Annotated in this window: 9 protein-coding genes and 1 pseudogene; 2 read left to right on the top strand and 8 right to left on the bottom strand. The window is 42.1% G+C overall.

The features are described from left to right. Positions 1-161: 161 nt before the first annotated feature. Both DW959_RS07075 and glyA read right to left on the bottom strand, forming a co-directional pair. The gene (locus DW959_RS07075; RefSeq protein ID WP_118615774.1) at positions 162-1,727 is read right to left on the bottom strand and encodes an LCP family protein; all 1,566 of its coding nucleotides are present in this window, start codon (positions 1,725-1,727) and stop codon (positions 162-164) included. Positions 1,728-1,736: 9 nt separating this feature from the next. Beyond that, complete coding sequence (gene glyA / locus DW959_RS07070) at positions 1,737-2,972, bottom strand: serine hydroxymethyltransferase (protein ID WP_021944825.1); 1,236 nt, start codon at positions 2,970-2,972, stop codon at positions 1,737-1,739. A 287-nt stretch (positions 2,973-3,259) separates the two neighbouring features. On the opposite strand from glyA, the gene rpsT reads away from it, so the two are divergent. Then, positions 3,260-3,523: a 30S ribosomal protein S20 gene (gene rpsT / locus DW959_RS07065; protein WP_118615772.1), complete on the top strand. Its 264-nt coding sequence runs from the start codon at positions 3,260-3,262 to the stop codon at positions 3,521-3,523. A 178-nt stretch (positions 3,524-3,701) separates the two neighbouring features. Here rpsT and holA read toward each other — a convergent pair whose 3' ends face one another. The 3 genes and pseudogenes from holA to DW959_RS07050 form a co-directional block, all read right to left on the bottom strand. Then, positions 3,702-4,715: a DNA polymerase III subunit delta gene (gene holA, locus DW959_RS07060; RefSeq protein WP_117785130.1), complete on the bottom strand. Its 1,014-nt coding sequence runs from the start codon at positions 4,713-4,715 to the stop codon at positions 3,702-3,704. Positions 4,716-4,783: 68 nt separating this feature from the next. Then, on the bottom strand, positions 4,784-5,446 hold the full coding sequence (locus DW959_RS07055; protein ID WP_118615770.1) for a DUF6198 family protein: 663 nt from the start codon (positions 5,444-5,446) through the stop codon (positions 4,784-4,786). 160 nt (positions 5,447-5,606) lie between these two features. Then, positions 5,607-5,989: pseudogene (locus DW959_RS07050) on the bottom strand (VOC family protein). A 386-nt stretch (positions 5,990-6,375) separates the two neighbouring features. On the opposite strand from DW959_RS07050, the gene mgtE reads away from it, so the two are divergent. Continuing rightward, entirely contained in the window at positions 6,376-7,767 is a 1,392-nt protein-coding gene (mgtE, locus tag DW959_RS07045) for a magnesium transporter (RefSeq protein ID WP_117823356.1), read from the top strand. 115 nt (positions 7,768-7,882) lie between these two features. Here mgtE and DW959_RS07040 read toward each other — a convergent pair whose 3' ends face one another. From DW959_RS07040 to DW959_RS07030, 3 genes are all read right to left on the bottom strand, one after another. Further along, positions 7,883-8,512, bottom strand: coding sequence for a helix-turn-helix domain-containing protein (locus DW959_RS07040; RefSeq protein ID WP_242997358.1), 630 nt, complete (start codon positions 8,510-8,512; stop codon positions 7,883-7,885). Positions 8,513-8,732: 220 nt separating this feature from the next. Further along, entirely contained in the window at positions 8,733-9,509 is a 777-nt protein-coding gene (locus DW959_RS07035) for a hypothetical protein (RefSeq protein ID WP_117808807.1), read from the bottom strand. A 493-nt stretch (positions 9,510-10,002) separates the two neighbouring features. Beyond that, positions 10,003-12,558 carry a ComEC/Rec2 family competence protein gene (locus DW959_RS07030; protein WP_242997371.1) on the bottom strand — a complete coding sequence of 852 codons (2,556 nt, stop codon included), beginning with the start codon at positions 12,556-12,558 and terminating at the stop codon, positions 10,003-10,005. Positions 12,559-12,643 lie beyond the last annotated feature (85 nt).

Below are 12,643 nucleotides of genomic sequence, written 5' to 3'. Positions count from 1 at the left end.
TGCATATTTTTCATTTCATCCTGTCTCCTATGATATTACATAAAAAAATACCCCAAATGCAGTTCCGCGCGAACAAAATTTAAGTAAATTTTACCATTTTTTGCATGCCGCTTCAATCCGCATTTGGGATATTTTTTATTTTTATTTTATAATATGTCACACTAACTGGTTGGAATATAGAAGATATCCAGCATCTCTTCTACCAGACTTCCCGTATCCACCTGATACTCATCAAAATGAGCAGGGCGTTCATACGTTCCCGGAAGCTCCTGTATATCCTTCTCTGCAACTGCTATATCCATTCCACGCATTCTGCTGAACAGATACAGGCAGGCATCTCTGTCCAGATTCGTCTGCAGATATGGACTTGCTGCCTCGTATACCTTCTTTATGATTCCCTTATCATCGGAATAGCACTGTTCAAACCGCTCCAGCCAGCCTGCCAGATACTGACTCTGACGTTCCATCCGCCTGCCGTGTTCACCGACTGCATCCGTTACCGTATCCATCTTTTCCAGATACCGGTATGCGTCATTGCCCTGTAAGGTGACTACGTCCTTCTCAAAGACATTCTCACTGATCGTATCTCTGGCTGTCAATGTTACCCCGCTCAGGACGTCATTGATATCTGCCATTGCATCCATGTCAAAGGCCACATAACCGTTAATCGGAAGATTATACATCAGTCCGGATACCGCATGTGTAAAATTCTCACAACTGACGATCTCTCCAGCCCCATAACCATACGCCAGTCCGATCTGCATCCGATCTGTAAGTGCTGTTTTTCCTTCTATGGTTTTAATATCCACATCTGTCATACTGTCACGATTTATATTAATAACGTGAAGCTTATCATTTCGAAGATCAAATACCACCAGGAAGCACAGATCGATCCTTCCGCCATACCGGACATATTCAGAGCCATTTGCATCCGAATAGGTCAGGGCATCATCTCTGTCTCTGAGATCTGCTTCCGTCGTAGCTTCTGTATCCTCTGAGGTTTTCTTTGACTTCTTTGACTTTTTGGGCTTTGTTTTCTCCGTTGCCGCCTCTGTTGTCTTCGGTTCTTCGTTCTTTTCCGGTTCCTTCGGCACATATTCGGAATTATCAACACCAAATACCAGAATCGATACGGTATCTGTATTATAAACGTAGTTCTTTCCTTTATATGTGATAGCCGTTGAAGAAGATCCGTCTGTATGAAAACTCACCTTTTCTCCCTGCGCATTTTCTGCCAGCCGGTTCTTTCCATTCATATACATTCTGGCAAATATACCGGCAGGGATCCCAGTCACAACCAGTACAACAACAAGCAGGATCACACAGACCTTTTTCCTGAGACTCCATGGATCTTTCAGCTTTTTGGGTGCATGTACCGGTCTGGATTCCAGTTCCGGATCCAGCTTCTTCTTTTCCCGTTTCGCTTTCTCTGCCTTCTTCTGAAAAAATTCTTTTCTGATATCCTCTGTCTGGATACCTTCGGCAGCGATCTCTTCCTGTGTTTCCTGCACGATCTCTTTTATAAGCTGATCGACTGCTTCCTCACCAGTCTGCGGAACCGGAGCAGCAACCGGTTCTTCCGTCCGGCTGACCGGACGGCTGTTTTCGGTTTCCTGTTTTACTTCTGTCTTTTTTCCTTCTGACTCTTTTTCTTCTGACCGTCCATCCTGCAATGCTTCTGCAAGCCGAATCGCTTCTAACAGCTTCTCGTCAAATAAATCTTCCATATAACAACCTTATGCATACAGTGGATACTTCTCTACAATACTCTTAACAAGTGCTTCTGCTTTTGCCTTGTCATCATCAATCACTGCTGCCTTGATCGCCTCAGCAATTGTCTCCATATCAGCTTCATTTGCACCTCTTGTTGTAACCGCCGGTGTTCCGATACGGATACCGCTTGTTACAAACGGAGATTTTGGATCATTTGGTACTGTGTTCTTATTTACAGTGATATGAACCTCATCTAAAAGCTTCTCTACTTCCTTACCGGTACGGTCCAGATTCTGAAGATCCACCAGCATAAGGTGGTTATCTGTACCACCTGATACGATATTGAAGCCTCTTGCCATTAATGCAGATGCAAGTGCTGCTGCATTCTTTACAACCTGTGCCTGATACTCCTTATATTCCGGCTGTAATGCTTCCTTTAAACATACTGCCTTACCTGCGATGACATGCATCAGAGGTCCGCCCTGGATACCAGGGAATACTGCCTTATTGAAGTTGAACTTCTCATTGATCTCGTTGCTGCACATGATCATACCACCTCTAGGTCCACGAAGTGTCTTATGAGTAGTAGTTGTTGTAACATGTGCATATGGAATCGGGCTCATATGAAGGCCTGCTGCTACAAGACCTGCGATATGTGCCATATCTACCATCAGATATGCACCAACCTCATCTGCAATCTCACGGAATCTCTTGAAATCGATTGCTCTTGCATATGCAGACGCACCCGCTACGATCAACTTTGGCTTGCATTCCTTTGCGATCTCAAGAACCTTGTCATAATCTATAAAGCCATCATCATTTACACCATAAGGTACACAGTGAAAATATTTACCGGACATATTTACAGGTGATCCATGTGTCAGATGTCCGCCATGATCCAGATTCATTCCCATAAACGTATCGCCAGGATTTAAAATAGCAAAAAATACTGCCATATTGGCCTGTGCTCCGGAATGTGGCTGAACATTTACATATTCACATCCAAATAATTCTTTTGCACGCTCTCTGGCAAGATCTTCCACTACGTCTACATACTGGCATCCGCCATAATATCTCTTTCCAGGATAACCTTCTGCGTATTTGTTAGTCAGATGGCTTCCCATGGCTGCCATAACTGCCTTTGATACGATATTCTCTGATGCGATCAGCTCCAGATTGTTATTCTGTCTGTTCAATTCATCCGTCATTGCTGCCGCAACTTCAGGATCTACTTTTGTAATTTCATCAAATCCAAACATTTTCTTACCTCCTGGTATGTAATAATATATAACGCATTAATAGAAACAGTATACCATGTCCTCCCTTTCCATACAAGCCAACAAGTAATAGAAATAGGATAGAAATAAAATTGATGGGAATAAGATCAGATCTTATTTTTCAGAAATGGAAATATTTTCACTTCGCCCCTTGACAAATAAATTTCTCTATACTAATATTGATGAGTATGTTTACATTGAATTGTCCGTGTCCGGTTTTAATGTAAAAACCTTATTATAATCTATAATTCAAATGGAGGTAGAGAATTTTGGCTAACATCAAATCTGCAAAGAAAAGAATTGAAGTAATTGACAAGAAGACTTTAAGAAACAAGATGATCAAGTCTAAGGTTAAGACAGTTATCAAAAAGGTAGAAGCTGCTATCGCTGCTGGTGACAAAGAAGCTGCTCAGGCAAATCTTCTGGTTGCTATCTCAGAGATTAACAAGGCTTCTTCAAAGGGCGTTTACCACAAGAACAATGCTTCTCGTAAAGTATCACGTCTTACAGCCGCTGTCAACAAGATGGCTTAATCTGACTCATATATATTTTTATAATTGATTACATATGTAAGGCTGCACATATATAATCAAAACCGTCAAAAAACAGAACCCATTGAGGTTCTGTTTTTTTGTGTAATAATTCCGGCATCCAAATCGCAATACCTACGGTATGTTTTGACTCACTGCATTCCTGCGCGTCACATACCAGCTACCGACTCAATGATATTAACAACACTTCCACTGCCACTACATCCGATGCCTGACTCGTCTTTAATTTATAGTCAGTATCCTGACAGGCTTCCATAATCTTCTTCAGTTCCTGTTCTGAATAATTCCGGCACTGTTCCGCATATTTCTTCACCGACCATGACGGAATGCCTAGCACCGATGCCGTATCTGCATAATTTTTATTCTCGGCAAGACACATCTTTGTTTTTAATAACAGATCATACTGTCTGGCGATCAAAAACAGAATTCGCATCGCAGGCTCCCTGTTTTCAAGCAGCTCATGATACAGGTGAAGTGCACGATCCTGCTGCTTTCTGGATATGGCATCGATCATCTCAAATATATGTCCCTCCGAATTGCCAACGCAGAGAGCTTCCACATCGGATACAGTTACATCCTCCCTGTCTACCGTATAGCTTATCAGCTTATCAATCTCATTCTTGATCGAATTCATATCTGATCCGGTATGCTCGATCAGGGAACGGATCGCATCATCGGTTATCCGTTTTCCTTCTCCCTTGAACATTCCCTTAACCCATACAGCAAGCGTCTTCTCATTTGGCGTTTCAAAGCACAGGGCTTCTCCCAGTTTATCAACGGTCTTATATAATTTATTTCTCTTATCAACTTCTGACTCAACAAACAGGATCAGCGAAGTATCCGGCAGCTCTTTGATCCGCTCCGCAAATTCCTCACAGCTCTTTTTAAACAATCCGGTTCCTTCTGCCAGCACCACACGCCGGTCAGCGAAGAATGGCATTGTCTCACAGAAGCCTATGATCTCCATCGGGTCGATCTTCTCTCCTGCAAACTTTGCAAAGTTCATATTGTCCTCACGGTCTGTTACCGCCGAAAGCAATTTGTCTCTGTACTGGTTCACAAGATATGTTTCATCTCCGTATAACAGATATACCGGAGCATAGCTTTCATTCTTTATATGCTCGTTGATAACCGCCATTGCATCCTTACCGCTCTGTTTTTTTCCTGCTGCCATAGCTATGTCTCCTTTCTTTCCTGTTCCAGTCCATTATGCCAAATACCGATTTGATTTTCAACACCTGTCTATGATATTCTTCCGTAATACAGATGGTCACGCCATGTTCCAAATGCTTTTGTTACCAGTCCCAGTGCAAAGCCTACCAGAACCGCTGCCATGACTGTTCCGATTCCCACACTGCCAACACTATGTATTGCGATCAAACATGTAACTAACGATATGATAACCATACTGCAGTCAAATCCGATCTTAACCTTTGGAAATGCAATACCGGTGATCGCTGATACTGCCTGCATCGCTCCCTCTCCTGCAAGCGGCATAATATTTGCCGGCAGATAGAAGAAGATTCCGACAGCGATCAGAACAACACTGATCAGCATCATTCCCAGTCGTATCAACATATTATCGGTAGATGGCAGCAACGCCACAAGTGAATTACATAAAGTTGTAAATTTTCCAAATATAATTCCAACTACAATCTGACACAGATTGATCCATTTAAAATTTTTCCGTAATAACAGGATCTGCAGCAAAACCAGCACAACATGAAACAGGATAGTTGCGTTTCCCATCTCCACACCAAATACACAGGTAATCGTATATGGGATCGAGCTTACCGGCGATACCCCAAGGTTTGATTTTACCGATACGGCTATTCCTGCCGTCATGATAAATAAGCCTCCCAGATATGCCACCAGCCGGATTCCCAATCGATCTTTCCACTTCATTTTCTCTCACCTTTCTCTTTCTGACTTTAAACCACAAAAAAAATCTGGTATCATACATCTACCAGACTTTTATCTACTGATCTATTGTAAGAAATGGCACTGGCGAAGTCAAGCGGCTTTGCGTATAGTTTGTGAGATATTACCAAATCCAGACCGAAATTCAGACCGTGATTTCGATCTGATTATCCTCGATACATAGAACACAGCTCTCATAATATCCATCACCTGTCACCCGTGGTCCGCTGACAACTTTATATCCGTCCTCTTCCAGTCTTTTCGTCAATGCATCGACTTTCTCTCTGCTTCCAACTGAAAAAGCGAGATGAATATACCTGTTCGTGCCAGCTCTTTTCTCACATTGGATACCCGTGGTTTCTGCATGATCTCCAGTCTTGCTCCATCCTCAAAGCTTAAAAAATACGACTGAAACTCTGTTTTCGGATTATAATACTGTTCTCCCGCAGCAGCATCAAAATACTTTATAAAAAATTCTTTTGTCTTTTCCAGATCCTCTACATACATTGCAACATGTTCGATCCGCATCTCTGATATCCTCCTGTTTTCTATGTACTTAAAAAATATAACCTAAATATAAAATTTATCCAATCCGGATTATCCGGGTTGTCAATTCAACTCTTTTCTGTTATAGTAGCAAAGGTTTTTGAGAATATCAAATACCAAAATCTAAAATTCGATTTTCAAATGGAGGTGAATTTTCATGGATAGCTGCGATCGTATTGGACGAAGTAAAATATGCGATGTTATGATAAGAAAGCATAAATGGATGTGGCTGTCTATGAAGATCCGATAACCCCATCTTATATTGTTGTGTGCCTTTTCATACATCGCATCAGACGATCCTGACCATCCGGTCTTCACACTGAGACGATGTATTTTTATGTCTGAAAACAGGCAGGAAGGAGGTCACAATGACAAAAATCACAGTATTTAAAAAAGATTATGTAACAGAACTCGTAAAAATCATCCGTAATACAAAGAACGCACAGGTATTGCAGAAGCATTTGGCAAACTATCACGACAAAGATGTCGCAGAAGCAATCACACGGCTAAACGAAACAGAACGAATGCAACTATACACTATGATCGGCACCCCACGGCTTGCAGAGATCTTCTCTTATCTGGATGATGCCAAGCCGTATCTGGATGAACTGTCACTTGATAAAGCCGCAAGAGTCATATCCGATATGGATGCGGATGATGCTCTGGATATTCTGGATGAACTTTCCGCCGAGCAACAACAGGAAATGGTTGCCCGTCTGGATGATGATTCCCGGAGAGATGTAAAGAAGCTGCTTTCTTACGAAGACGATGAGATTGGAAGCTGCATGACGAACAATTATATCTGTATTCCGGACACCTTATCCATCCGTGAAGCTATGAGTACACTGGTTCGGCAGGCAGGAGAACATGACAATATCTCGACGATCTATACCACTGATATAAATGGTCAGTTTTCCGGTGCTATCGATCTGAAAGATCTGATCATCGCACGGGAAAATGACTCTTTGTCAAATATTATCAGCCGCTCCTATCCGTCTGTATATGAGCATGGGAAGATTGCAGACTGTATCGAAGATCTCACCGATTATGAAGAGGATTCCATCCCGGTTTTATCGGAAAACGGAACCATTGCCGGTATCCTGACTGCAAATGATATCGTGGAACTGGTGGATAATGCTATGGGTGATGACTACGCAAAGCTCGCCGGTCTTACATCCGAAGAAGACCTGAACGAACCAACCTTTACCAGCATGAAAAAGCGTCTGCCATGGCTCATCATCCTTCTGTTCCTTGGCATGGCGGTATCCTCTGTGGTAGGAATGTTTGAATCCGTTGTTGCGGTGCTTCCAATCGTGATCTGCTTCCAGTCCCTTGTCCTTGATATGGCTGGAAATGTCGGCACACAGTCCCTCGCTGTTACGATCCGTGTACTTATGGACGAAGACCTGAGTACTAAAAAGAAGCTTTCCCTTCTTATCAAAGAAATGAAGATCGGCTTCTTAAATGGTGCAAGCCTTGGAATCATGGCACTCCTGTTTTTAGGAATCTATATCCACTATTTTAAGAAATATATATGGGCATCTGCATTCCTGATCTCTGGCTGTGTCGGCATCTCGCTGATCGTTGCAATGGTGATCTCAAGCTTTGTCGGAACTATCATTCCTATGTTCTTCCACAAGATCCATATTGATCCTGCGGTTGCTTCCGGTCCACTCATTACAACGGTCAATGATCTGGTTGCCGTGATCACCTACTACGGACTGGCAATGGTATTTTTGATCAATATTTTTCATATTTAGGTTTTGAATCTTCATCGTTCCGGCAAAAGACAGGTTGTTTTCTATAACAGAAATCACTTCTCTTTTGCCAGGACTTTTTTACATCGTGTTTCTGTTTTCTTTTACCGGAACTTTTTTACATCATGTTTCTATTTCCTTTTGCCAGAACTTTTTTACACCAGGTTTTTGTTCCACATTTTGGACATTTCAAATATCTTGTTGAAATCATATGCATTCCCATTGTATATGCACCAAAGGTCGGAACAAACAGCTCATTGCAATGACGGCATTTGTAATAACCGATGGTGCGCTCACCTTCCATCGCAACCATAAGTCCACAACCAAATATAACACATGCGATCACTATCAGTAATATCTTAACCGGTACTGCGATCACCTCTGTATACACTGCAACAACCATGATCAATGTAATAAATGATATCGTTGCAATTAAACCCGTTATAATTGTAGGAATTAATTTCTTCTTGTTTTCTTCTCTTTCTTTAATCATATTCACCATATTTTCCTCCGCTTTCTTTTGATATTCTTCCTCAGACACTCTTGCACCGGACAACAGTTCATTTACCGTAATGTCCAGTTCCTTACATAAAGGTAATAACAGAGACACTTCCGGGAATCCCTTTCCACATTCCCATTTGGAAACTGTTTTATCACTGATATTCAGTTTTTCTGCAAGCTGCTTCTGTGTACAACCTTTTCTTTTTCTTTCTGCTGCAATAAACCTGCCTATACTGATCTGATCCATATCTGCCTCCTTTCTGACCAGATTATTACATACCTGCATCCGGCATCATACCCATAAAGCGTAGAAAATGGTGAATTTCTGCGAATTCTACGCACTGTAGAGTATAGTTTGCCACTTCCTTATAATAATTATATCATGTGCTTCGCACATTCTATGCATTCCGCAAAATCAGCATCCTTGCGAGCAAATAATTTTGCGTTCATTATATCAAATGTGTCATTTATCCGAAATAATATTCTGCCACTTGCTCTATTCTTTCCATTCCGATAGGACAAGCACTGGTTTCATATGTCATAATTAAATTAATAGATGGTATTATTCCATTATCACAATATGTTTTTATTTTCCTACAGGCATGACTCGCATATTCTGGATTGTCCATCATACCGAAATGTTCCCAATAATAATACTCTCCTGTTTTTGGATGTCGAATCGTAAAATCCGGATACATTACTATCCCATCCAGCACCAATTGATTTTCATATCGAAATGGTATTCTTTCCCGGAATAAAACATTATCGATCATTGCTTCTGATTTAGAACGAAGATACTTGCCCTGCGTCCCTTTTATATTCAAATTCTCCGGATATTTCTTATTTGTTTCATATTCTTCTGTCATCCATGCTTCTAAATTTTCTGAATGCGGTCCAAATGCCTTTCCCAGCAATTCAATGTAACCATCATTTTCCAATAACATATCAGATGCATTATTTTCCTTTTGCACTTTTCTTATATACGCATTGCATGCTTCAAGCTCGCACATTAAATCCTGTTTTCTTAACATATAATACTTTTTCATAGCAAGTTTTTCAGCCAAGAGTCTCTCTTTCTTTGGCAGATATATTGGCTTTCCTGCACTCTTCAAATACCACTTATATCCTTTTCCATTTTTGGCACATATTAATTCTTCTTTCGGAAATGTTTTCTCTAATATCTCTATCTTCTGTATTTCTTTTTTCAATTTGACGATTCTCTTTATTATTATATCTTTAATCATACGCATTCTCCTCGTTTCTTTTATGTTCTTTTTCTGCAATATTTTTATTGGTATAATTTCCATTTTTATTTGTTAATACCCCCTGAAAACACTTCTCCCATGGTATCAGGCTATTTCCCCACTTTGCATACCCTTCTGCTCATCCTGTTTGTGGTATATTGTCTAATTTTCTTTATCCATACCCTTGTTCAATCCGCTGTAGCGGGTATTATATTAGCTTGCTTTCTTCCATACCCTCGCCAATCTATTGTAGCGGGTATTATATTAGCTTGCTTTCTTCCATACCCCTTGCACCGCCATTAGCCTTGGTATAACAGTCCATTTTCTTGAATAATACCCAAAATTCTTCTTTCATCGATGGTATTATCCAAATCTTTTCTCTCATATACCCATTATTTCATTTGGGGCTTGGTATCAATCCTTAATTTTATCCTCCGTACCCTGAAATCTTCATGAACCGTTCCAGATGTGCGTTTGGTATCAATGCTTAATTTTATCCTCCGTACCCATGAAGCATAATTTTCCCTGCCCGTATCTGCAAAATTACAGCGCCGCTGCTGTCGGTGCGGTAAACCTCCGCACCAGCAGCCTGAAGTCTTGTCAATGTTTCTTCATGCGGATGTCCATACCGGTTCTTTTTCCCACAACTGATCACCGCATACTGTGGCTTTATGTATTGAAGAAACGCCTCCGAGGTTGCATATCTGGATCCATGATGTCCTACCTTTAAAATATCAACTGCGTCCAGTCTGCCAGTCTCTGCCATCTGCTGTTCTGCTATTTCCCCTGCATCGCCTGTAAACAGAAGATGAAAGGAATCGATACTTGCCTGCAGCACAAGAGAGGCTTCATTTGCATCTGCGTGAACATCCGATTCTCTCGGATATATACACGAGATCCGGAATGTCCCGGAAGCTCCTGTCTCCGGTTCAAAAAGTATGTCACCAGCATCCATATATATAACCTCCGTTCCATGTTGTGCTGCCAGCTCGATCAGTTCCTGCAGTCCTTCTCGGTCACCATACTTCGCCACAACAAGGTTTCGGATCCGGATTCCGGTATGCTCAAGTTCATATAGATCCAGAAGTCCGGATATATGATCCTGATCCCCATGTGTTACAAAGACATAATCCAGATCCACCATCCCGTAATACCGGAGAGCCGGAAGCAGAACATATTCTCCCACCTTTTCATTATCCGAAGATCCGCCATCGATCATAATATTGGTTCCCTGTTCCGTCCGGATCAGTATGCCATCCCCCTGCCCGACATCCAGAAAGGTAACCGTAAACGGACGATCCAGAGTACATCCTGCATACATACCAAACGCCAGCATGACAAGCATCCCTGCTACCCCATACCGGATTTTCCTGTGTTTCCATTCTTTTATCGTTTGTTGATTACAATCTTTCCATGCTGTCTGCTTTCTACGAATCCGGCATTTTATTTTTCTTACTGTCTTCTGACTCTGTGTGCTGTCAGAGCTGGAATCTCTATCTGTTCTCACCTCGACCATAAAATACAGGCCTAGTAGCAATGCAATATAATAAACTACGACCAGTTTCACCGGAATATGCCCGATATTGATATAGGCTCCTGGAAGTCGTTCCATTCCCTGACATAACATTTCATATAACCACAAAATCCCCTTCACCGGAATCGTAAGCCATCCAGCCGCCTGAAGTGAAATACAGCCACAGATAACGGTACCGATTCCTCCTGTCAGAACAATCGATACACACGGAACAACGATCAGATTTAATAAAATACCATACAATGGAAACTGGTAATAATAGTAGACGATCACCGGCAAGGTCGCCAGAAAGGTTGCCATGCTGACAGTAAGCGACTGCCGGATTTTCTCCCCTGCGCCAAATATGTGTTGTAACACCGTCCCTGCACCAAGCTTATTGATTAGGTCGGCACTTCCCCTTTTGCTAAATACCCGTTGTAACACCGGCACGATCACAGCTATCCCGATTATTGCTGCAAATGAAAGCTGAAATCCGGCATCTAATACAACATAAGGATTTATCACCGACATCCATACCCCGGCAATTCCTGTTGAGGTCAGAAGATCCACCGAACGCCCAATGGCTTTCCCAAATAACAGGAGCCCCATCATAATGATCGCCCGCATCGTTGATCCTGCAAGTCCGGTCATCTGTCCATACAGAATAACCAGAATACTGCATCCAATTCCCGCACTCCAGTAGGAAACTCCCCATTTTCGCATACGCCGATACAAGGTCATACCAATGATCGCAATATGTAATGCCGATATTGCAAGAATATGTGCAATACCATTCAACTGATACATCCGTTTCACATCACCGTCCATCCCCTGCCGTTCACCCAGAAGCATCGCCCGGATCACAGATGCATCCTCCTCGCCGTATAAGTTACCAATTACATCTGATATCCGTTTTCGGAGCTTCCGAAGCCCCGCCCGTATATGCGAGTACTGTTTTCCTGTTTTCTGCAGCTCTGCATCTGAAAGTATAAGAAAGATCCCCTGGCTCCTGTAGTATCGATATGCATCAAAGGCCCCCGGATTTCCCGCATGCCCCGGCTGTTCAAATCTGCCGGCAAATACTGCCTCCTGTCCCGGATACAAGGTTATACCTTTCTCCACATACACAAACAGCTTCATATTTTCATGAAACCCAGTCCATTCTTCACCGGACATTCCTCTTGCATCCACGATCTTAATAAAGACCTGCTGCCTGTTTTCCGTTTCCTTTATCTCGTATATCGTTCCGGAAATTGTTCCGGAACAACCGTTCAGCCGGGAAGCATATTGTTCCTGCTCATGCAATATGTTGATATTCATATACCCCATTCCGGCAAACAGCACATATATGAGAATTCCGACAGTTACTCTTACTGTTCGTTTTACATCCACACTCCGCTTTGTCTGTCTTCGCCTGTCCGACATCCGTATTTTTTCATCCCGGCCGGACTCTTCTTTCTGTTTTTGCTGTTTTTGCCTTTTTCCCTGTTTTTGCCCTTTTTCTCCCGTAAACAGAAAAAAGGCTGCAACTATCATTGCAGCCAAAGTAAACCACCTGCTGCCAGCAATCGCCTCCGCCTCTCCAAGCATAAATGCACATGCGGCCCAAAATAGTGGTCTT

The organism is Clostridium sp. AM46-21 (assembly GCF_003480025.1).
Taxonomy (GTDB): Bacteria; Bacillota; Clostridia; order Lachnospirales; family Lachnospiraceae; genus Coprococcus; species Coprococcus ammoniilyticus.
The sequence above is the reverse complement of the archived record's forward strand: the minus strand, read 5'-3'. Positions and strand labels throughout refer to the sequence as shown.